Annotated in this window: 27 protein-coding genes and 1 riboswitch; of the genes, 18 read left to right on the top strand and 9 right to left on the bottom strand. The window is 55.6% G+C overall.

Annotation, left to right across the window (positions count from 1 at the left end; all coding sequences use genetic code 11):
• The first annotated feature begins 50 nt into the window (after window positions 1–50).
• From astB to ompC, 3 genes are all read left to right on the top strand, one after another.
• Complete coding sequence (gene astB / locus EGY12_RS20735) at window positions 51–1,391, top strand: N-succinylarginine dihydrolase (RefSeq protein ID WP_064290082.1); 1,341 nt, start codon at window positions 51–53, stop codon at window positions 1,389–1,391.
• A gap of 10 nt (window positions 1,392–1,401) precedes the next feature.
• Entirely contained in the window at window positions 1,402–2,385 is a 984-nt protein-coding gene (gene astE, locus EGY12_RS20730; protein ID WP_123895204.1) for a succinylglutamate desuccinylase, read from the top strand.
• Between the two features lie 567 nt (window positions 2,386–2,952).
• Complete coding sequence (gene ompC / locus EGY12_RS20725; RefSeq protein WP_123895203.1) at window positions 2,953–4,035, top strand: porin OmpC; 1,083 nt, start codon at window positions 2,953–2,955, stop codon at window positions 4,033–4,035.
• A gap of 79 nt (window positions 4,036–4,114) precedes the next feature.
• On the opposite strand, the gene EGY12_RS20720 is transcribed toward ompC, so the two are convergent.
• On the bottom strand, window positions 4,115–4,339 hold the full coding sequence (locus tag EGY12_RS20720; RefSeq protein WP_123895202.1) for a biofilm development regulator YmgB/AriR family protein: 225 nt from the start codon (window positions 4,337–4,339) through the stop codon (window positions 4,115–4,117).
• Between the two features lie 119 nt (window positions 4,340–4,458).
• Window positions 4,459–4,650, bottom strand: a complete 192-nt coding sequence (locus EGY12_RS20715; RefSeq protein ID WP_049202096.1) for a YebW family protein — start codon at window positions 4,648–4,650, stop codon at window positions 4,459–4,461.
• A 228-nt stretch (window positions 4,651–4,878) separates the two neighbouring features.
• Between EGY12_RS20715 and lysM the strand changes: the two genes are divergently transcribed.
• The 5 genes from lysM to EGY12_RS20700 all read left to right on the top strand — a co-directional run bounded on the left by lysM (window position 4,879) and on the right by EGY12_RS20700 (window position 7,763).
• Window positions 4,879–5,325, top strand: a complete 447-nt coding sequence (gene lysM / locus EGY12_RS20710) for a peptidoglycan-binding protein LysM (RefSeq protein ID WP_123895201.1) — start codon at window positions 4,879–4,881, stop codon at window positions 5,323–5,325.
• Window positions 5,326–5,590: 265 nt separating this feature from the next.
• Entirely contained in the window at window positions 5,591–5,746 is a 156-nt protein-coding gene (locus EGY12_RS23410) for a hypothetical protein (protein WP_162838238.1), read from the top strand.
• Window positions 5,747–5,769: 23 nt separating this feature from the next.
• Window positions 5,770–5,934, top strand: a complete 165-nt coding sequence (locus EGY12_RS23405) for a hypothetical protein (protein ID WP_162837923.1) — start codon at window positions 5,770–5,772, stop codon at window positions 5,932–5,934.
• A 107-nt stretch (window positions 5,935–6,041) separates the two neighbouring features.
• Entirely contained in the window at window positions 6,042–6,983 is a 942-nt protein-coding gene (locus tag EGY12_RS20705) for a pirin family protein (protein ID WP_123895200.1), read from the top strand.
• Window positions 6,984–7,409: 426 nt separating this feature from the next.
• The gene (locus EGY12_RS20700; protein ID WP_123895199.1) at window positions 7,410–7,763 is read left to right on the top strand and encodes a DUF1304 domain-containing protein; all 354 of its coding nucleotides are present in this window, start codon (window positions 7,410–7,412) and stop codon (window positions 7,761–7,763) included.
• Between the two features lie 21 nt (window positions 7,764–7,784).
• On the opposite strand, the gene EGY12_RS20695 is transcribed toward EGY12_RS20700, so the two are convergent.
• Entirely contained in the window at window positions 7,785–8,171 is a 387-nt protein-coding gene (locus EGY12_RS20695; protein WP_004927697.1) for a helix-turn-helix domain-containing protein, read from the bottom strand.
• 446 nt (window positions 8,172–8,617) lie between these two features.
• Entirely contained in the window at window positions 8,618–8,830 is a 213-nt protein-coding gene (locus tag EGY12_RS20690) for a YccJ family protein (protein WP_004927694.1), read from the bottom strand.
• Window positions 8,831–9,014: 184 nt separating this feature from the next.
• On the opposite strand from EGY12_RS20690, the gene EGY12_RS20685 reads away from it, so the two are divergent.
• Window positions 9,015–9,254, top strand: a complete 240-nt coding sequence (locus tag EGY12_RS20685) for a DUF2766 family protein (RefSeq protein ID WP_004927692.1) — start codon at window positions 9,015–9,017, stop codon at window positions 9,252–9,254.
• A 41-nt stretch (window positions 9,255–9,295) separates the two neighbouring features.
• Here the strand turns inward: EGY12_RS20685 and EGY12_RS20680 are convergent, their stop codons facing one another.
• A complete protein-coding gene (locus EGY12_RS20680; protein ID WP_049202099.1) occupies window positions 9,296–9,529 on the bottom strand; it encodes a YobH family protein in 234 nt (77 codons plus the stop codon).
• 203 nt (window positions 9,530–9,732) lie between these two features.
• Between EGY12_RS20680 and mgrB the strand changes: the two genes are divergently transcribed.
• The gene (gene mgrB, locus EGY12_RS20675; RefSeq protein ID WP_019452853.1) at window positions 9,733–9,849 is read left to right on the top strand and encodes a PhoP/PhoQ regulator MgrB; all 117 of its coding nucleotides are present in this window, start codon (window positions 9,733–9,735) and stop codon (window positions 9,847–9,849) included.
• An 81-nt stretch (window positions 9,850–9,930) separates the two neighbouring features.
• Entirely contained in the window at window positions 9,931–10,206 is a 276-nt protein-coding gene (locus EGY12_RS20670) for a YebO family protein (protein WP_123895198.1), read from the top strand.
• 39 nt (window positions 10,207–10,245) lie between these two features.
• On the opposite strand, the gene fos is transcribed toward EGY12_RS20670, so the two are convergent.
• Complete coding sequence (gene fos / locus EGY12_RS20665; protein WP_123895197.1) at window positions 10,246–10,653, bottom strand: fosfomycin resistance glutathione transferase; 408 nt, start codon at window positions 10,651–10,653, stop codon at window positions 10,246–10,248.
• A gap of 171 nt (window positions 10,654–10,824) precedes the next feature.
• Here fos and EGY12_RS20660 point away from each other — a divergent pair, with 171 nt between their 5' ends.
• The 3 genes from EGY12_RS20660 to EGY12_RS20650 all read left to right on the top strand — a co-directional run bounded on the left by EGY12_RS20660 (window position 10,825) and on the right by EGY12_RS20650 (window position 12,974).
• Window positions 10,825–11,127, top strand: a complete 303-nt coding sequence (locus EGY12_RS20660; RefSeq protein WP_123895196.1) for a phage protein NinX family protein — start codon at window positions 10,825–10,827, stop codon at window positions 11,125–11,127.
• Window positions 11,128–11,201: 74 nt separating this feature from the next.
• A complete protein-coding gene (locus tag EGY12_RS20655; protein WP_004927680.1) occupies window positions 11,202–11,438 on the top strand; it encodes a DUF4060 family protein in 237 nt (78 codons plus the stop codon).
• 174 nt (window positions 11,439–11,612) lie between these two features.
• Window positions 11,613–12,974 (top strand): amino acid permease, encoded by a 1,362-nt coding sequence (locus EGY12_RS20650; protein WP_049271648.1) that lies wholly within the window; start codon window positions 11,613–11,615, stop codon window positions 12,972–12,974.
• A gap of 46 nt (window positions 12,975–13,020) precedes the next feature.
• On the opposite strand, the gene EGY12_RS20645 is transcribed toward EGY12_RS20650, so the two are convergent.
• Entirely contained in the window at window positions 13,021–13,311 is a 291-nt protein-coding gene (locus EGY12_RS20645; RefSeq protein ID WP_048234324.1) for a hypothetical protein, read from the bottom strand.
• A gap of 222 nt (window positions 13,312–13,533) precedes the next feature.
• On the opposite strand from EGY12_RS20645, the gene EGY12_RS20640 reads away from it, so the two are divergent.
• From EGY12_RS20640 to cspE, 3 genes are all read left to right on the top strand, one after another.
• The gene (locus tag EGY12_RS20640) at window positions 13,534–14,568 is read left to right on the top strand and encodes an MBL fold metallo-hydrolase (RefSeq protein WP_123895195.1); all 1,035 of its coding nucleotides are present in this window, start codon (window positions 13,534–13,536) and stop codon (window positions 14,566–14,568) included.
• 669 nt (window positions 14,569–15,237) lie between these two features.
• Entirely contained in the window at window positions 15,238–15,354 is a 117-nt protein-coding gene (locus tag EGY12_RS20635; protein ID WP_002211058.1) for a DUF2627 domain-containing protein, read from the top strand.
• A gap of 41 nt (window positions 15,355–15,395) precedes the next feature.
• Window positions 15,396–15,605 (top strand): transcription antiterminator/RNA stability regulator CspE, encoded by a 210-nt coding sequence (cspE, locus tag EGY12_RS20630; protein ID WP_002221949.1) that lies wholly within the window; start codon window positions 15,396–15,398, stop codon window positions 15,603–15,605.
• Window positions 15,606–15,657: 52 nt separating this feature from the next.
• Here the strand turns inward: cspE and pgeF are convergent, their stop codons facing one another.
• Window positions 15,658–16,374, bottom strand: coding sequence for a peptidoglycan editing factor PgeF (gene pgeF, locus EGY12_RS20625; protein ID WP_123895194.1), 717 nt, complete (start codon window positions 16,372–16,374; stop codon window positions 15,658–15,660).
• Window positions 16,375–16,535: 161 nt separating this feature from the next.
• Between pgeF and rlmA the strand changes: the two genes are divergently transcribed.
• Window positions 16,536–17,354 carry a 23S rRNA (guanine(745)-N(1))-methyltransferase gene (gene rlmA, locus EGY12_RS20620; RefSeq protein ID WP_123895193.1) on the top strand — a complete coding sequence of 273 codons (819 nt, stop codon included), beginning with the start codon at window positions 16,536–16,538 and terminating at the stop codon, window positions 17,352–17,354.
• A gap of 64 nt (window positions 17,355–17,418) precedes the next feature.
• Here the strand turns inward: rlmA and mntP are convergent, their stop codons facing one another.
• On the bottom strand, window positions 17,419–17,988 hold the full coding sequence (mntP, locus tag EGY12_RS20615) for a manganese efflux pump MntP (protein WP_033647683.1): 570 nt from the start codon (window positions 17,986–17,988) through the stop codon (window positions 17,419–17,421).
• 7 nt (window positions 17,989–17,995) lie between these two features.
• A riboswitch (yybP-ykoY riboswitch) is annotated at window positions 17,996–18,183 on the bottom strand.
• Window positions 18,184–18,285: the final 102 nt, after the last annotated feature.

Genomic DNA, 18,285 nt, shown 5'->3' with positions numbered 1-18,285 from the left:
GTCTGCGGCGTCGCGATGGCGTCGCCGCACGCTATCCCCAGGGGATGAACATGTCAGGATATGAAGTCAATTTCGACGGTTTGGTGGGGCCGACGCACCACTATGCCGGGCTGTCGTTCGGCAATGAGGCTTCGACGCAGCATCAGAACAGCGTATCGAACCCGAAGCTGGCGGCGAAACAAGGCTTGCTGAAAATGAAGGCCTTGGCCGATCTCGGTTTCCAGCAAGGGGTGTTGCCGCCGCAGGAGCGGCCGCATTTGCCGATGTTGCGTCGCCTGGGCTTCAGCGGCAGTGATGAGGCGGTGCTGGCGCAGGCGATGCGTCAGTCGCCGCGACTGCTGTCGGCGCTTAGCTCGGCGTCATGCATGTGGACCGCCAATGCGGCCACGGTGTCGCCTTCGGCGGACAGCGCCGACGGTAAGGTGCATTTCACCGCCGCCAATCTGAACAACAAGTTCCACCGCGCCATCGAAGCGGAAACCACCACCGCCGTATTGCGGGCGATGTTCAGCGACGATCGGCATTTCGCCCATCACGAAGCGTTGCCGCAGGTGGCGTTGTTCGGCGACGAAGGGGCGGCCAACCACAACCGCTTGGGCGGCGACTACGCCAAGCGCAGTGTACAGGTGTTCGTCTACGGTCGTCAGGAGTTCGGCGGCGAAACGGCGCCGGCGCGCTATCCTGCGCGCCAGACGCGCGAAGCCGGCGAGGCGATCGCTCGCCTGCACCAGTTGGACGAGCAGCATACGGTCTTCGTGCAGCAAAACCCGGCGGTGATCGATCAGGGCGTGTTCCATAACGATGTGATTGCAGTCAGTAACCAGAACGTGCTGTTCCACCACCAGCAGGCGTTTTATCGCCAGCAACAGGCGCTGGATGAAGTGCGCCGCAAGATGGCGACGTTGGACAGCGAGCTGGTGGCGATCGAGGTGCCGACAGAACGCGTCTCGGTAGCGGACGCCGTGGCGACCTACCTGTTCAACAGCCAAATTCTTACCAAACCGAACGGCAAGATGATGATCGTCGTGCCGGAGGAGTCGCGTCAGCATGCCGGCGTGTGGCGTTATCTCAACGACATGATCGGCAGCGGCGGCCCGATCGATGAAATCCGCGTGTTCGATCTGCGCGAAAGCATGCGCAACGGCGGCGGCCCTGCCTGCCTGCGGCTGCGGGTGGCGCTCAATGAACAGGAGTTGCGGGCGGTGAACCCGCGCGTGATGATGAACGAACGGCTGTTTGCGACGCTGAATGAGTGGGTGGATCGCCATTACCGCGATCGTCTGACGCAGGATGACCTGGCCGATCCGCTGCTGCTGCGCGAAGGGCGCGAAGCGCTGGATTCGCTGACGTCGATCCTCGGTCTTGGTTCCATCTATCCATTCCAACGCTAAGGGAGGCGGCATGATCGATCTACTGCCTCTGACGCTGGAAGGGAACGAGCCCGTCGAATGGCAAGGTGAAACACCGCAGCTGCGCTGGCGCTGGCAGGGGGAAGGGGTGCTGGAGCTCACGCCGCGTCAGCCTTACCGCCAGGCGATGGTGATGTCGGCGGGCGTGCACGGCAACGAAACAGCGCCGATTGAACTGCTCAATCAGCTGGTCGGCGACCTGTTGACCGGCCGGTTGCCGCTGACGGTGCGGCTGTTGGTGGTGCTGGGTAATCCGGCGGCGATACGGGCCGGCAAGCGTTATCTGCACAGCGATATGAACCGCATGTTCGGCGGCCGTTACCGCAACTTCGCCGCCAGCGGCGAAACCGTGCGTGCGCAGCAGTTGGAGCGTGCGCTCGCTGCCTTTTTCGATGGGGAACAGGCGGCGCGTTTCCATTATGATTTGCACACAGCCATTCGTGAGTCGCGTTTGCCGCGCTTCGGCATTTTGCCTTTCCAGAAACGCCCGTACAGTGAGCCGATGTTGAAGCTGCTGGATGCGGCCGATCTGGATGCGTTGGTGGTACACAGCGCGCCGGGTGGTACTTTTAGCCACTATTCCAGCGAACATCTCAATGCGGCGAGCTGTACGCTTGAGTTGGGCAAGGCACGGCCGTTCGGCAGCAACGATCTTCAGCAGTTCGCCGCTATCGATCGCGCGTTGCGGGCTGCGGTCAGTGAAGGTGCTTTGCCGGTGCGTGCGGGCGATGAGATTCGGGTTTTCCGTGTGATGCACTCGTTGATTAAACACAGCGAAGACTTCAAGCTGCATCTGGACGATGACACGGCCAATTTCACCGAACTGAAACCGGGCATGTTGCTGTGCGAGCAGCCGCAGGAGGACTATCGCGTTGGCCAAGAGGGGGCCTGGATACTGTTCCCGAACCCCAGCGTGGCATTGGGCCTGCGCGCCGGTATGTTGTTGAAAGAAGTTTCCCGCTCTACGCTGTATTGATTTATCCACGGCGGCGCCGGCAGCGCGCCGCCGTTATTCCTTTCATTATTTTTATCTGCTATTTCTCCCTATTTAAATTGCCGTAAGGTGAATTTTATTCGCTCCGGAGATCTTCCTTTACGCGAATGAATAAAAGGTTGTGTCAGAGGGTTATCTGAAAGCCTTAATTGCCTGGCGAGTTTGTTAAGATAAAAATGTGAAATAAGTAACGTTTTTAATAACCATGCTAATTTTGTTGTTACTTTTGAATCGCTCAGAAAGCACACAAAACGAAACTGGTGTGCACTATTTTGATGCATTGCACCATTTTAGTTATAACTTATGTGATAAAATATTCTTATATTCAACGATTTGCGCGATTTCTTTGTTGTAATATTTTCTTACAAATAAACATGCTTTCTCCTCGTTGTTTCATGAATTTTTTGATTTTAAGTTTTGATTCATGATGCTAATGTCACATCACCCCGTATTAGGGGAACTCAAAAAATACCAAAAGATAAAATCACAGCCCAAATTATAAATTGGGCGTGACGGGCAGGGTTCTAATTATAATATCTAGGAAAATAAATGATGAAACGCAGTGTATTAGCCTTAGCTGTCGCCCTCGGGGCGGTCACCTCCTTCGCCAACGCGGCTGAAATCTATAATAAGGATGGCAATAAACTCGACCTGTACGGCCGCGTTGCTGCCAAACACGTTTTCAGTAAAGACAAGGATGAAGACGGGGATAAAACGTACGTTCGTCTCGGCTTTAAAGGCGAAACCCAAATCAACGATCAGTTGACCGGTTACGGCCAGTGGGAATACCAGGTTGCTTCCAACCACGACGAAGCGCAGGGCACCACCGGCACCAAAACGCGTCTGGGCTTCGCCGGCCTGAAGTTCGCCGACTATGGCTCATTCGACTACGGCCGTAACTACGGCGTGGTGTACGATGCCGAAGCTTACACCGACATGCTGCCAGAATTCGGCGGCGACTCCTACAGCTACACCGACAACTACATGACCGCCCGTTCCAACGGTCTGGCGACCTACCGCAACCGTGACTTCTTCGGTTTGGTGGAAGGGCTGAACCTGGCGTTGCAGTACCAGGGTAAAAACGACGGCGACAAGCGCAGCGTAACCAAACAAAACGGCGACGGCTACGGCATGTCTCTGGACTATCAGGACATCGGCGGCAGCGGCATCGGCGTAGCGGCGGCGTTCTCTGACTCCAACCGCACCAGCGATCAGAAGGCGCTGCAGTACGGTAAAGGCGACAAGGCCACCGCTTGGACCACCGCTGTCAAATACGACGCCAATCAGGTGTACCTGGCGGCAATGTATGCCGATACCCGCAACATGACGCCGATCAGCGTCAACGGCACGTCGGGCTTCGCCAACAAAACGCAAAACTTCGAAGTTGTGGCTCAGTATCAGTTTGAGAACGGTTTGCGTCCGTCCGTGGCCTACGTACAGTCCAAAGGCAAGGATATCGAAGGGATTGGCGATGCTGACTTGGTGAAATATGTGGAAGTTGGTGCGACTTACTACTTCAACAAAAACATGTACACCTACGTCGACTACAAAATTAACCAGTTGAACGACGACAACAAACTGAAGCTGAACACCGACGACATTGTTGCCGTCAACCTGACCTACCGCTTCTAAGTTTCCATCATTACCTTCATCCTGTGTCGGGATCGGTAATCAGGCAGGGCGCAAGCCCTGCCTTCGTTTTATCGGCCGCTCAACTTTTGGGCGCCAGCCCCACCAACTCAATAGCAGAGCGCAGCGCGGCGAAACGTTGCTGATCCTGCTCGCGTTCTATTTCCGTTACCAGCTGTGAAAGAATATTGCTGCCGGATACTTTTTTATGGTTTTTGATTAACTGCAACACCGCGTCGCCTAACGCCAGGCTGACGTTGCGGAGCAGTATTTCATAATGCTCGTTGGAATGAGCTGTTACTGACATGACCTTTCTCTGTCTCTCTTCTTCGGAAGCCGCAATTTAGCAAAACAGCGGCCTAAAGCCTCGGAGGCAGACGAAGTTTCCGATGAAATCAGAAATTCCTCAGTATCGGATGGGGGGCGTTAAAAATCCGAGTATTCGCTAGCCGGCAACCAAAAACCGTCGATAAACTCTTCCATGGGGTAACAGCCGGCGTGGCGCAGGTTCTGTTCCTTCATCACGACCAGGCATTGCGGTTCGTCGCGCAATATATCGACCACCATTTCACTGCAGCCGCCATCCAGATAACAGACAAACATCACCAATGCGTACATCGTTGCATGCCTCCTTCGTCGAACCGCCCTGTCTGCAACAGTGTAGGTAAAAAAGCGCGATTTTTCAGCACCATTGCGTTATATATCGCCATCGAGACGCCGCGGACGGCACTTTCGGAATTCTCTAACCGTTTCTGATGCCGGGAGCGGATGGCATATCCTTTTGACGATGCTAAGCTTAACAAGCCTTACTTAAACGCATTATTGCAACCATCAAAAGGAGTGAATATGGGCTTGTTTAACTTCGTCAAAGAAGCGGGCGAAAAACTGTGGGACACAGTCACCGGCAATGCCTCCACCGAAGATCAAAGCGCCAAACTCAAGGAGCATCTCGATAAGAGCGGCCTGCCAGGCACCGACAAAGTCGATGTGCAGGTGGTCGATGGTAAAGCCGTAGTGACCGGCGATGCCGTCAGTCAGGAGCTGAAAGAGAAGATCCTGGTGGCAATTGGCAACGTGGCCGGCATCAGCGGCGTGGAAGACAAGGTGGCGGTGGCGCAATCCGACGCTGAGAGCCGCTTCTACACCGTGAAGAAGGGCGATACGCTGAGCGCGATTTCCAAAGAGATGTACGGCAACGCCAATCTGTATAACAAGATTTTCGAAGCCAACAAGCCGATGCTGTCGAGCCCGGACAAGATCTATCCGGGGCAGGTGTTGCGTATCCCGCAATAACGTGTCGGTCTGCCATAGCCCGGTGCGTACCGGGCTTTTTTTTTGCCCTCTGTAATACGCATCTCTTATTTTCTTGCGATCCCAATGCCGGTTACATCTACCCTGTGCCCCTGCTCGCTTGCCGGCAGGGGGAGTGTTGACCCTGATGGGGAAAGTTGATAGCGTCATGCCCCGGTTGAAGCCGGAACGACCAAGGCGGCAACGTTAACGTCTTATTATGAGGGGACCTTTTGCCCCGTTAAACAGCAATGCAGCAGTTGAACGAGTGAAAACCGATTTAGTGAAACAACAGCGTGACGCCTCAACGGATAAAAATTATCGAGAAACCTTGGGTGATGCGCAATTTGCGATCGTCGTGTTGGCGGTGGCGTCCTGCTCACTGATTATCTTTACGCTGGCGGTCACGCTGTGGGTGACCTGATGCGATTAACTAGGGGAGATGAAATGGAGCCGAATCTCCATGACGAAACCAAACTGCTGGCGATTATCGGCCTGTTGGTTTCCGTGCTGCTGGTGGTATCAATTCTCTTTGGCGTGACCTATTTCTCCGATCTCAGGCACGCGCACGATGATATCGACATTAAAAGCTGCTACATCAAAGCGTCCTAATCCGCGCGAACGCGCCTGAGCGTCGCTGCTCTGTGAGGTGAACCGTCCTGTGTTAAGCTGGGGCGAGTTACCTTTGGCGAATCGACGCCATTCAGGAGGTCTTTGCGATGAGTCAGCCCCGTCCTATGCTCTCTTCACCTTCACGCGAGTGCCCCGTCGTCGACGGCGTGCGCCAGATCCAACGTATTGCCGTGCGTAACGCCGAAGTGGGGGGTATTCCGATCAACCGTGCGCTACCGACCCGGGAGCGGCGCACTGTCGGCGCCTGGTGCTTTCTCGATCACGCCGGGCCGACGGTATTCAACGGTACTTCGCCCGGCATGGATGTGGGGCCGCATCCGCATATCGGTCTGCAAACATTCACCTGGATGATCGAGGGCGAAGTACTGCACCGCGACAGCCTCGGCAGCGAGCAGGTGATCCGTCCGGGCCAGGTCAATTTGATGACCGCGGGGCACGGCATTGCACACACGGAACAGTCGGTGGGCGAGCAGCGGCGATTGCATGCCGCCCAGCTGTGGATTGCGCTGCCGGCCGAACATGCCGACATGGCGCCGCGATTCGATCATTATCCTGACCTGCCGCAGTGGCAGAATAACGGTGTGAACCACCGTTTGCTGGTCGGGGAATTTGGCGCTTATCGTTCGCCAGTGTTTACCCTTTCGCCATTAATCGCCATTGATATGGAATGGCAGGAGGCGGCAACGGTGCAATTGCCGCTGCGCGATGACTATGAAATCGGCTTCTTGCCCCTGATGGGGGAATTCGAACTTAATGGTGAAACCTTTTCACCTGACGAGTTTGCCTATTTGGGTATGAAGAATAACTCCATTGAGTTAAATGCTCAGAAGGGCAGCCGGGGATTATTAATTGGCGGCATGCCGTTAAACGAAGAAATCCTTATCTGGTGGAATTTCGTTGGCCATACCAAGGCAGAAATTACTCAGGCTCAGCGTGATTGGGAACAAGGGGCGCCGCGTTTTCCTGCGGTGAACGGTTATTCTGGCGAGCGTATGACCGCGCCACGCCTGCCCTGGAGCGATGTTTGATAGCGTTAGGATATAATCGCCGCGAATATTCGGCTTATTTCGCTCTAATAAGGCAAAATTACTGTGATCGCGGCTCCAGCTTTACGACAGAATAAGGTTTCTCGGCAGAACAGTGATCTGGCGCATATAATGATAACGAGAAGAAGTTTAGGATAATCCTCAGGAAGTCAGGTTGTCTCCCGTTAGTTAGATGTCAGTGAGGTCATTATGAGTCAGGTACTCTATCGTGCAAGACTGTCCCATGTCGTGATCGCCACGGCGCTGTTTTGGGTTTCTGTCGCGGCATTGTTGGTCGCCGTCTTAAGCTAACTTCAAAAAATGACTCCTGCATAAACCCGCTTCGGCGGGTTTTTTTATCGCCATTGTCTGGCAATATAGGCTACACGCTTATACTTAATGACATCTTCAATAAGCGATAGGACAATTATGAAGCTGTTTGCCGATATTTTGCTGTTGTTTATCGCAGTGCTCCATCTTTATATCCTGGTGCTGGAAATGTTCCTGTGGCGTGCGCCGCTTGGCAGACGGGCATTCGGTACGACGGTGGAATTTGCCGCGGCCACGCGGGTATTGGCCGCCAATCAGGGGCTGTACAACGGTTTTCTGGCGCTGGGGCTGGCATGGGGCTATTGGCGTGAGGACACGGCGCTGCAACTGTTCTTTCTCGGGTGCGTGTTGGCGGCTGGAGTGTTTGGCGGCCTGACCGCCAGCCGTAAGATCCTGTGGGTGCAGGCGCTGCCGGCCTTGATCGCGATGCTGGCGGTATGGGGAGGGCGTTAACCCACCGGTTTACGGCGGGCGTCAGGCGGATTTTTGATGAATGACGTGCAACGGCGGATCGATGTGCAGATCGACGCTCAAATCCTGGCGGAAATCATAAGGCGTGATATTAAAACGCTTTCTGAACATGTAGGTGAAGTGGGACTGTGAGCCGAAGCCAAAGTCCAGGGCGATATCGAAGATCGACGCTTCACTGCTGCGCAGTTGGTAGACCGCGCCGGCCAGACGGCGTTCGCGAATGTATTTGCCCAGCGAAATCCCTGTCGCTTCTTTGAACAGCTTCTGCATATGCCACAGCGAGTAGCCGGAATACTCGGCCAGCTCTTCGAGATGGATCACTCGTCCAAGGTGAGTTTCGACCCATTTGCTGAGGGCGCAGACCAATGAGAGATGGTGTTCTTGTATCATCAGTGCGTCAGTGTGAGATCTACATAGCGGTGAAGTATACACAACTTGCCGCCGCGGACAAAAACGCCGCCGGTGACGGGGAGCAATTATTCGGAAAAACCGTTCAACCGCCGCTTGTCAGTCGAAAGGAAAAACGGCTAATCTGAGACTGTCTCCGCCGAAATGGGGGACGCGGGGAAGGCCGCAGCAAGTAACCGCCAAAACAGAGTCAGCCGTAACAACTCAACGTTGATGGGGTGATCGCATGTTAATGACAGTGATTATTACTCTGGTTGTAATCGTGGGCGTCGGCGCTTTTATGGCGATGCCGGTGATGAGCATGAAAAATGCGGGAGGTGTGGGAGGTGAAGAACCGTGAGAGCAAGAGGCATTGCACGCCGCTGAGCGGGGCGATCGCTAATCGGGAAAGCCTGGGTCAGAAACCCGGGCTTTTTGTTGTATTGCCGCTAAACGTTTTTCCGCTCGACGGTTTCCTCTCCCCAATAAAGCTGGTCGGCGGTGGTTTTGGCAAAGGCCTTTTCCAGCGCTTCGTCGCTGCCTTCTTCCCAGATCTTCTGCGCCAACACTTCGTCATTCCCTGCCAGTTCAAAAATAGCTTCGGCGATTTCCACCGAAGTTTCACGCACTGTCGCCCAGGATTTCACATTGTGATTCGCCATAACTTTCTCCTGTTGGTTGTGGCTTACGGGTGGTTTTTGCCACCATCATGCTGCAAGTATAGGCTAATCTGCCGCGGGCTTTTGCTCGGCGGTGCGCAGAATGGGGAAAAAGGCGGGGAGAGCAGGCAATGGAGTGGGCGGCATGCTATTCTGTGCGGCGTTTGAATCAAGAGGAAAAGTTATTATGTCTGACATGCTGAGCAACGAACAGGAACTGGCTTCCGATCTGGTCGCTTGCCAACTGGTCATCAAACAGATTCTGGACGTTATCGACGTGATTGCACCGACCGAAGTGCGCGACAAGATGGCGGGACAGCTCAAAAGCATCGATTTCTCTACGCATCCTGCAGGCGCCGATCCGGTGACCCGGCGAGCGATTGACAAGGCGATTGCGCTGATCGAGATGAAGTTTACCCGCAACTGAGGCGGGGCCGCCGCAAAGCGGCGGCGTCGGGCGGTGGGGGGTTAATCCACCACCGTTTCGATTTTCTTGAACAGCGGACAGTCGGCTACGCCGATGAAACCGTTGTCGCCATTGACGTACTGGGCGATCGCCACGTTGCGCGCCGTCAAGTATTTGCACTGCAAACCCAACCCGCCAACGTTTTTGTTGCTGCCTATCAGCACGCCGTAACCCGAAATCAAAAAGCCGCCGTAAATGACCGCCAACACCACTACCCACTTAATCAATCTGCTCATTGCGCTTCCTCATTATCCCTGAGGGTTTATCTAGCCATGACTGCCGGGCGACGACAAGGGTAACAGTCTGAAAACCGGACGATAGCCAGAAATCTAAACGACAAGTTAAACTTCGTTTAACTTCGCTGTGATAACATGCGCGATAGGTTACCAAGATAACAATGAGGCTGCTAAATTTGTTGCGAAAAAAAGTCCTCGTGATAATGACGGCCGTCGCTGCCTGCCTGTTTTTCTACCTGTTGGCGCTGGACAGTTATTGCGACGATGGCGGGAATTTTGCGCTGGGCATCTGCTCGGTGACGCGCTTCGTGCCCTGGTAAGCAATTTTTGGCAGGGATGTTCGCACGGCCGTCGCGAGTGTTAAGATAGCGGCCTGAATTTTGCGGTAAATAGGGTTGTCCATGTACGATTTAGGTTTTGGCCAGAACGGCCTGTTGTCACTGGCGGTCGCCACGGTGGCGCTGTTGGTCGGGCTGTGGGTCTGGTTTCTGGTGAACCGCGCCAGCGTGCGCGCCAACGAGCAGATTCGCCTGCTGCAGGAAATTGCCGAACAGCAACGCCAACAAACGGCGCTGTTGAAGCGCCTGGCACACAGCGCTCGCGCTGACGGCGGCGATGCTGACGACGATGAGCTCAACCCTGCGCTGGACTTCAAAGGTTTCATCCCCGAACGTTGAGCATGATGCTCCGGTCGGCGGTCGCGCCGCCGGGGTAATTCAGTAAAACACCATGCCCTGATACGGTTTTTCCCGGCATGCCGCCAGGCGGCTGGCTAGATCGCCGGCATGGATCTCCAACTGATGCCCATCAGGATCGAGAAAATAGAGCGATTCGCCTTCGCTGCGATTGCTTTTCCACTCCTTGACGCCGCTCTGGCGCAACCGCTCGCTGACCTGCTCAATGTGATCCGGCGCTACGCTGAAGGCATAGTGGGTGTAATCGCGCGCGCTTTGTTGCGTCCGCGCCTCATCCCGCGACAGGCATAGCCATAATGCTCCCAACGAGAGATAGGCGCCGCCTTGCCAGCGGGCGTGCGGGGTAAATCCCAACAGATGACGATAAAAATCGAAGCTGCGATCGAGATCGCTGACGGCAAGCGTCAGGTGGTTGAGGCCGGTCAACATGCATGCATTTCCTGGGCGCTGAAGAAGGAGAAAAGTGTACGCAGGCGCTAAGGAAAGATAAAGGGGGACAAAGCATTAGTAGAGATAATGTGAAAACCGGCGGCGCTGTCATAAAACTGTCGTACAGACATCGTAATGTAGCGCGAACCTTACGAAAGATGGATAAAGCCGATGATTAAATGGTACGAAGAAAGCGATGCCGAAGTGAACCGCAGCATTGCGCTGCTGACCGGGGAGAACCCGGACAAGTGGTATCCCTACGGTGGTGTGAAAGGTAAAGATTACTGCAAGAATCCCTCCGATGCCTGGCCGATCATTTGCGCCAACAAAATCAGTCTGAACCCCGATAACCAAAGCGATAGCACGCAATGGCAGGCGCGCATGAGCACCCAGTGCGGTGAATGGCAAGCGGACAGCGCCAGCCCGTTGCGCGCGGCGATGATCTGCTTCCTGATGAGTCAACAGGCAAACTGATTCGAACAATGCCGGTGATTGGTAAGAGTTTCTCCTTTTTCTAATAACAGAGCTGTCGTTGGCGGAGGCTGTTTATGAAGCGCATTATCAAAGGTGATAAAAACTTGTCTCATCTGGTGATTGCCCATGCGGCGATCGATCGTCATGCCGAAAGCTTCGGTCAGCGCCGTCAGGGCTGGCCCTCGACCTACCTGATAAAATATCAAAACGATCGCGTGGCGGTGGAAGTGGTCACGCGTAGCCAATCTTATGTCGCCACGTTGATGATCGGCGCGCGCAACCTGACCAAACTGTGCGGTATGCCTGGCTAAACGTTGCCGATACCCGCTTTCTCACGGTAAAAAATCGCGCTCCGGCCTGCCGTCTCGGGGCGCTACTCCTTGATGCTCACGGGGTTAAGTGTTAAAAAGCCGCCCGCAGATACATTTATTGATTGGTGAAATCTTGGCCAATAACGGCAAGGATGGACGCCATATGAGGATAAGATGGGCGGTCAGCATCAGGATACTCCGCTAAAACGCGGCTTAAAAAACAGACATATACAGCTTATTGCCCTCGGTGGCGCCATCGGTACCGGTCTATTTCTCGGCATTGCGCAAACCATTAAAATGGCCGGCCCCGCCGTGCTGTTGGGCTACGCCATCGGCGGTTTTATCGCGTTTTTAATCATGCGCCAGCTGGGCGAAATGGTGGTGGAAGAGCCGGTCGCCGGATCTTTCAGCCACTTTGCCTATAAATATTGGGGCGACTTCGCCGGCTTCCTTTCCGGCTGGAACTACTGGGCGATGTTTATTTTGGTCGGCATGGCGGAGTTGACCGCTGTCGGCATTTACATTCAATACTGGTGGCCTGAGATCCCCACCTGGGCCTCCGCCGCGCTGTTCTTTGTGCTGATCAACCTGATTAATCTGGTGAACGTGCGCCTGTACGGCGAAACCGAGTTTTGGTTCGCCATCATCAAAGTGGTGGCGATTGTCGGCATGATCGTGTTCGGCGCCTGGCTGTTGGTCAGCGGCAGCGGCGGGCCGCAGGCCAGCATCACCAATCTGTGGCAGCAGGGCGGTTTTATGCCGCACGGCTTCTCTGGGTTAGTGATGGCGATGGCGGTGATCATGTTCTCGTTCGGCGGGCTGGAAATGGTCGGCATCACTGCGGCGGAAGCTGCCGATCCGCGTCGCAGCATTCCTAAAGCCACCAACCAGGTGGTGTACCGCATTTTGATCTTCTATATCGGTTCGCTGACCGTGCTGCTGTCGCTTTATCCGTGGGGGCAAGTGGTGGAAGGCGGCAGCCCGTTCGTGCTGATCTTCCATGCGCTGAACAGCAATCTGGTGGCGACCGTGCTCAACGTGGTGGTGTTGACCGCCGCACTGTCGGTTTACAACAGCGGCGTTTATGCCAACAGCCGCATGCTGTTCGGGCTGGCCAGCCAGGGCAATGCGCCGCAGGCGCTGACGCGCGTTAACAAGCGCGGTGTGCCGGTGCTGTCGATCGCGCTGTCGGCGTTGATTACCTCGATCGGCGTGTTGATCAACTACCTGATGCCCGGCAAAGCTTTCGAGTTGCTGATGGCGCTGGTGGTTTCAACGTTGGTAATCAACTGGGTGATGATCTGCCTGGCGCATCTGAAATTCCGTGCGGCAAAGAATCGTCAGGGTGTCATTCCCAGCTTTAAGGCGCTGTGGTATCCGTTCGGCAACTACCTGTGCCTGGCGTTCCTCGGCCTGATTCTGGTGATTATGTATTTCAGCGAAGGGATCCGCATTTCGGTGTTGCTGATGCCGGTGTGGATTGCGGTGCTGTGGGGCGGGTTTATGCTGACGCGCCGTAAAGGTGCCAAGCGTTAATCTGTGTGCTGCGGAGGCGTATTGCGCGCCTCCGTTTCTCTTCTCGTCAGCCGCGTGGCATAAAAGCGCGCCCCTCACTCTGGCCCCGTCCCAGCAGTTTCCGGCACAGCAGCAGCAGGGTGCTAATCACGTCGATGGCTACCACGCTGAGCATCAGCAGGGTCAGCATGAAGAACCCAAGCAGCGAACCGCCCAGCAGAACCAACGGCGCCGGTACGCGCAGACGGCGCAGCTTCATGGCGAAATACATTTTCCAGTATTGCTTTTGCGCCAGCAGCGCGCTGCGAATACGGCGCCCCAGGCCGATGCCTGATTTGCGGGATGTAGAACGACTCATAACTTCTCCTTTTCTGTATGCCCTACAAGTCAATCACAAAGATCTTAAGAGAGTCTTAACGGGCTCTTGGCGGCCCTGGCTGTCTCACCGAAGTGAGACAACAGCATACGGCAAAAGGTCCCGCAATGCAGCGCACGACTGACGAAGTGCGAGTTTCGTCTGGTTTGTTACACTGAAAATCACGCCCGAGCAGAGGGCGCAGCGGTCAGGAGAAGGGGCTGGATGAAGAGAGTCAATCGTTATTACGACGCGGCCAAGGCGCATCACACGCCGGAGGGATTTCGCAACCCGGAACCTTCACAGCGCCAGGAGGGGGACCTGCAGCGTTGGCAGGATGAACGCAAACGGCAGGGGTTGCCCAAGCCGCCGCAGCAGGGATATGCGCAATTTACCGAACGCTGGTGGCAACCCGCCGATCTCAGCGGCAGCGATGACGGCATCTGGTGGCTGGGGCATGCGTCAATGCTGCTGCGGCTGGGCGGCCGTTATATCCTGATCGATCCGGTGCTGTCCGAACGCGCATCGCCGCTGAGTTTCTACGGCCCGAAGCGCAAAACGCCTACGCCGCTGACGGTGGGGCAACTGCCGGCGGTGGATGCGGTGCTGATCTCCCATAATCATTATGACCATCTCGACAGGCGCACGGTGCGGCAGCTCGCGCGGCGCTTCCCGCAGGCCGAGTTTATCGTGCCGCTCGGATTGAAGCGTTGGTTCCGCCGTTATCGGCTGAAGGTGCATGAACTGGACTGGTGGCAAAGCCTGTCGCTGGGCGAATTGACGGTCTACGCCACGCCGGCGCGGCACTGGAGCATGCGCACGTTGTGGGATCGCAATCGCTCGCTATGGTGCGGTTGGGTGATCCATCATCCGGCACTGCGGTTCTATTTTTCCGGCGACAGCGGCTATTCGGCGCGGCTGGCGGAAATCGGTCAACGGCTGGGCCCGTTCGACGTGGCGGCGTTGCCCATTGGCGCCTATGCGCCGCGCTGGTTCATGCAGGAACAACATATGGATCCGCAGCAGTCGGTGACGCTGTATCGCGAGCTGAATCAGCCGCGAGCCATTCCCATCCATTGGGGGGTATTCGAATTGGCGGATGAATCGTTGGATGAGCCGCCGCAGCAGTTGAGCCTGGCGTTGAGCGAGGCGGGGCTGGGGCAGCATCAATTCCGCCCGCTGAAGATTGGCGAGCGCATCGCGTTGCAGGACTTACTGCCAACGTTGTCTATCCGCCCTGCGGTGCAGGGGAAAGAATAAGAGCAACGGTATGAAAGCGTGGCAGTAATTAGCAAAATTGATAAGTGCGGGTGGTGATTCAATTAACCACCCGATTTTCAGGATTTAATTCAACGCCGTACTTTCGCTATTCACAGGATTATTCCGGCTATTCAGACTAATGGCTTTCGGATTATTTATGATGCTGCCCAGGTGAGCGGTAGCTTTGCATGCTTATGCAACCGTTGCCTGCTGCGTCAACGGCACCCGTGTCTTCACTACGCTCCGGCGCGCGCCGTAGGCTTGCAGGTCTGATAGACGCCGATGAATGTGCTTTCCAGCGGTAAATGGTCGGAGGAGCATTGAATAAATCGGCCCCCGTTCATCGATATTCAAATGTTGCATATTACATTCCATAAAGATTCAAATTTTTTAACGCTATAAGCGGCCAAAAAGCGGAAAAGTCGCAACAGGGATGCGTCAAAACGATGAAAGTTTTGTTAAAAGGCCACCAGAATGCGGGGTTTGGCGCGATGATTTTGGCAAGCAGAAAATAGCCGATGCTTCAACATCTTTTGGGCTATTTAAGCTAATGTGGCTCTCGACCGTTTCAAATATGTGCGACATGTCGTTCAGTGATTAAAAATGGCTTGCCATCGCATACAGAGTATGTGATAACGCATCTGGGTAAAACGAGGTACAGTTCTGTATATGTGTGGCATTTTCAGTAAAGAAGTTCTGAGTAAAGACGTTAGCGTTGAATACCGCTTCTCTGCCGATCCTTATCTTAGTGCCTCAAGCAGTAACGACTCTAGTTTGTCTATGTAACGCCCTCGGGCGGTTTAAACAATCCAAAGGAAATACTCAAGATGGCAAAGATCAAAGGTCAAGTTAAGTGGTTCAACGAGTCTAAAGGTTTCGGTTTCATCACCCCGGCTGACGGCAGCAAAGACGTGTTCGTACACTTCTCTGCAATCCAGGGTAACGGCTTCAAAACCCTGGCTGAAGGCCAGAACGTTGAGTTCGAAATCCAAGATGGCCAGAAAGGCCCATCTGCAGTAAACGTTACTGCTATCTAATCAGCGTCAGCTGTACAAAAAGCCCGCCTTCGAGCGGGCTTTTTCGTTTCCGTCATCCGGCAGCGATGATGATGCCGGCGTACTGGTTGCGGCCTTTGATCCCCGGATGCGTCGGGTCCTGCGCGCGCCGGTGGCTGTTGCGGCGATAGCTGGTGTATTTGAAGCGCTGTGGCCGCTGAGGATCAACGTCCGGTGTACAGATGGTGCAACTGCCGGCGCGATCAATGGCGGCGAAACCGAGCGCCGCCAGCTTGTATTCGGCGATCGCGGCCAAATCCAGATGCCGATAATGCGGGCTGATCAGCGTGGCGGGCAGCGGCAGACGCTGTTTAAAATTCTCCACCAGCGCTTCATCGACTTCGTAGCAGCATGGGCCGGCGGCGGGGCCGATAGAGGCCACCCAATCGGCGGTGTCGTCGTCTTGGCGAATGCGCGCTGCCATCTGTTCCAGAATGCCGTCCAGCAACCCGCGCCAGCCGGCATGAACCGCGGCAATGGCACCCCCATCACGGCGACTGAACAGCACCGGCAGACAGTCCGCCGTCAGCACGCCGAGCAGAATGCCGGGCTGGCGGGTGTAGAAGCCGTCGGCTTCACCGCACGCCTGCGCCGGTTGCACTACGTCGACGATGCGGGTGCCGTGCACCTGCTTCTTTTCCGGCAGCGTGGCGCTGTAGGGCAGCAGATGCCCGGGCAGCAGCGCGAGTTTGCTGCCGAAGCCGTGCTGTATGTGAGGTACCGCATCGAGCAGCGTGGAACGATCGCTCATAAGTCATTTTCACCTGCGTGAGAAAACAGACTCTCAGTGTAGCCAGCTTTTTCCCCGCTTGACCAGGTGTTGTTGGTGGTGGAAGCGAGCGGGGATGCGCCTTGCATCGAGCCGACGCCTTCTTTAGACTAGCCGCGCCCTGTCTTTCTGGAAGCCCATTCATGTCTTATCACTGCCCCCTGTGTCATCAACCGCTGCATTTTTCATCACAACAATGGCGTTGCGACGGCAATCATCAGTTCGACCAAGCCAAAGAAGGCTATGTCAATCTGCTACCGGTACAGCATAAACGTTCGAAGCAGCCGGGAGACAGTGCGGAAATGATGCAGGCACGGCGTGCATTTCTCGACGGCGGTTATTATCAGCCGCTGCAACAGCAGGTGGCCGAGTGGCTGGATTTGGCGCTGGTGGCCGATGCAAGGGTGTTGTTGGACATAGGCTGTGGGGAAGGGTATTACACCGCCGCCGTAGCCGCACGGCTGGCACAGAAGCGCAATATGGCGGTTTATGGGCTGGACGTCGCCAAGGTGGCGATCCGCTACGCCGCCAAACGTTATCCCGCGGTCTCGTTCTGCGTGGCCTCCAGCCACCGTCTGCCGTTCGCCGATGGGGCGCTGGATGCGGTCTTGCGCATTTACGCGCCTTGCAAGGCGCAGGAGCTGGCGCGGGTGGTGAAGCCTGGCGGTGTGATTGTGACGGTCTCGCCGGGCCCCCGTCATCTGTATCAGCTGAAAGAGCAGGTGTATCAGCAGGTGCAGTTGCATGCCGAACAGGACGAACAGTTCGACGGTTTCGAGTGCGAGCGCAAAGAGGCGTTGGCCTATACGATGGCCCTGCCAGGTGAGCAGGCCGCCAATTTGCTGCAGATGACGCCGTTTGCCTGGCGCGCTACGCCGGAGGTGCAGCAGCGTCTGGCTAACGGCGGTGAGTTCGTGTGCGAGACGGATTTCGTGTTGTCGTTGTATCGACGCCGCGCTTAACAGGCGCAGTGAGCCCAGAAACAAAAAAACCTGCCGCGGCAGGTTTTTTTGCAGAGCGAGCGCCTCAGGCCAGGTAGCCGAGGTGCTCCAGAAGAATGTTGACGCCGATACCGATCAGCACCACGCCGCCGAGGATCTCGGCGCGTTTGCCCAGCAGCGGGCCGATAAAGCGACCGATCATCATGCCCAGCGTCGCCATGATCATGGTGGCGCAGCCGATGGCCATGGCGGTATGCACGATATTCACCTGCAGGAAGGCCAGGCCGACGCCGATAGCCATCGCGTCGAGGCTGGTCGCGATAGCGGTGGCCACCAGGATCCAGAAGCCGTGGCGTTTGACCTTCTCTTCTTCATCGGGCTTGTTGCGCACCCCTTCGACAATCATGCGCATGCCGAGAATGAACAGCAGCGAGAAGGCGACCCAGTGGTCCCATTCCATGATGTATTGGCTTGCGAACAGGCCGATGGCCCAACCGATGAGCGGGGTGATCGCTTCGACCACGCCGAAGATCAGGCCGGTGCGGATCGCTTCGCGGAAACGGGGTTGATGCAGGCTGGCACCTTTGCCGATCGAAGCGGCGAAAGCATCCATGGACATGCCAAAAGCGAGAATGAGTGTTGCTGAAAGGTTCATGTGAAATAGCCTCGGCCGGGTGGCTCCATATACACGCAACCCACCCCCAACCAAACGACGGAGTTACGTGCCTATGGTCTCGCCAACCTTACCTGGCTGCCCGCACCACGTTTCATACGGCGAAACGAGTATGTTGATACGGGCGTTTCTGGCGTTTTATTCTCCAGAAACCGGCTACTCCCCAATGACGGCGCAACCATACCATATTATTTCCGCCACCGACAACTTTATTCTAAGGCAAGGTTAGTTCTTAATTGAGACTTGTTTTCATTAATCTAATTTCATGCGGGAATATAA

This window comes from Serratia sp. FDAARGOS_506 (assembly GCF_003812745.1).
GTDB lineage: Bacteria > Pseudomonadota > Gammaproteobacteria > Enterobacterales > Enterobacteriaceae > Serratia.
Note: the sequence above shows the minus strand (reverse complement) of the source record. Positions and strands in the feature narration are given on the sequence as shown.

Excerpts from the sequence above, each read along its gene's own strand:
- astB (WP_064290082.1), top strand. The coding sequence starts at position 51 with ATGTCAGGATATGAAGTCAATTTCGACGGTTTGGTGGGGCCGACGCAC.
- astE (WP_123895204.1), top strand. The coding sequence starts at position 1,402 with ATGATCGATCTACTGCCTCTGACGCTGGAAGGGAACGAGCCCGTCGAA.
- ompC (WP_123895203.1), top strand. The coding sequence starts at position 2,953 with ATGATGAAACGCAGTGTATTAGCCTTAGCTGTCGCCCTCGGGGCGGTC.
- EGY12_RS20720 (WP_123895202.1), bottom strand. The coding sequence starts at position 4,339 with ATGTCAGTAACAGCTCATTCCAACGAGCATTATGAAATACTGCTCCGC.
- EGY12_RS20715 (WP_049202096.1), bottom strand. The coding sequence starts at position 4,650 with ATGTACGCATTGGTGATGTTTGTCTGTTATCTGGATGGCGGCTGCAGT.
- lysM (WP_123895201.1), top strand. The coding sequence starts at position 4,879 with ATGGGCTTGTTTAACTTCGTCAAAGAAGCGGGCGAAAAACTGTGGGAC.
- EGY12_RS23405 (WP_162837923.1), top strand. The coding sequence starts at position 5,770 with ATGGAGCCGAATCTCCATGACGAAACCAAACTGCTGGCGATTATCGGC.
- EGY12_RS20705 (WP_123895200.1), top strand. The coding sequence starts at position 6,042 with ATGAGTCAGCCCCGTCCTATGCTCTCTTCACCTTCACGCGAGTGCCCC.
- EGY12_RS20700 (WP_123895199.1), top strand. The coding sequence starts at position 7,410 with ATGAAGCTGTTTGCCGATATTTTGCTGTTGTTTATCGCAGTGCTCCAT.
- EGY12_RS20695 (WP_004927697.1), bottom strand. The coding sequence starts at position 8,171 with ATGATACAAGAACACCATCTCTCATTGGTCTGCGCCCTCAGCAAATGG.
- EGY12_RS20690 (WP_004927694.1), bottom strand. The coding sequence starts at position 8,830 with ATGGCGAATCACAATGTGAAATCCTGGGCGACAGTGCGTGAAACTTCG.
- EGY12_RS20685 (WP_004927692.1), top strand. The coding sequence starts at position 9,015 with ATGTCTGACATGCTGAGCAACGAACAGGAACTGGCTTCCGATCTGGTC.
- EGY12_RS20680 (WP_049202099.1), bottom strand. The coding sequence starts at position 9,529 with ATGAGCAGATTGATTAAGTGGGTAGTGGTGTTGGCGGTCATTTACGGC.
- mgrB (WP_019452853.1), top strand. The coding sequence starts at position 9,733 with ATGACGGCCGTCGCTGCCTGCCTGTTTTTCTACCTGTTGGCGCTGGAC.
- EGY12_RS20670 (WP_123895198.1), top strand. The coding sequence starts at position 9,931 with ATGTACGATTTAGGTTTTGGCCAGAACGGCCTGTTGTCACTGGCGGTC.
- fos (WP_123895197.1), bottom strand. The coding sequence starts at position 10,653 with ATGTTGACCGGCCTCAACCACCTGACGCTTGCCGTCAGCGATCTCGAT.
- EGY12_RS20660 (WP_123895196.1), top strand. The coding sequence starts at position 10,825 with ATGATTAAATGGTACGAAGAAAGCGATGCCGAAGTGAACCGCAGCATT.
- EGY12_RS20655 (WP_004927680.1), top strand. The coding sequence starts at position 11,202 with ATGAAGCGCATTATCAAAGGTGATAAAAACTTGTCTCATCTGGTGATT.
- EGY12_RS20650 (WP_049271648.1), top strand. The coding sequence starts at position 11,613 with ATGGGCGGTCAGCATCAGGATACTCCGCTAAAACGCGGCTTAAAAAAC.
- EGY12_RS20645 (WP_048234324.1), bottom strand. The coding sequence starts at position 13,311 with ATGAGTCGTTCTACATCCCGCAAATCAGGCATCGGCCTGGGGCGCCGT.
- EGY12_RS20640 (WP_123895195.1), top strand. The coding sequence starts at position 13,534 with ATGAAGAGAGTCAATCGTTATTACGACGCGGCCAAGGCGCATCACACG.
- EGY12_RS20635 (WP_002211058.1), top strand. The coding sequence starts at position 15,238 with ATGTGTGGCATTTTCAGTAAAGAAGTTCTGAGTAAAGACGTTAGCGTT.
- cspE (WP_002221949.1), top strand. The coding sequence starts at position 15,396 with ATGGCAAAGATCAAAGGTCAAGTTAAGTGGTTCAACGAGTCTAAAGGT.
- pgeF (WP_123895194.1), bottom strand. The coding sequence starts at position 16,374 with ATGAGCGATCGTTCCACGCTGCTCGATGCGGTACCTCACATACAGCAC.
- rlmA (WP_123895193.1), top strand. The coding sequence starts at position 16,536 with ATGTCTTATCACTGCCCCCTGTGTCATCAACCGCTGCATTTTTCATCA.
- mntP (WP_033647683.1), bottom strand. The coding sequence starts at position 17,988 with ATGAACCTTTCAGCAACACTCATTCTCGCTTTTGGCATGTCCATGGAT.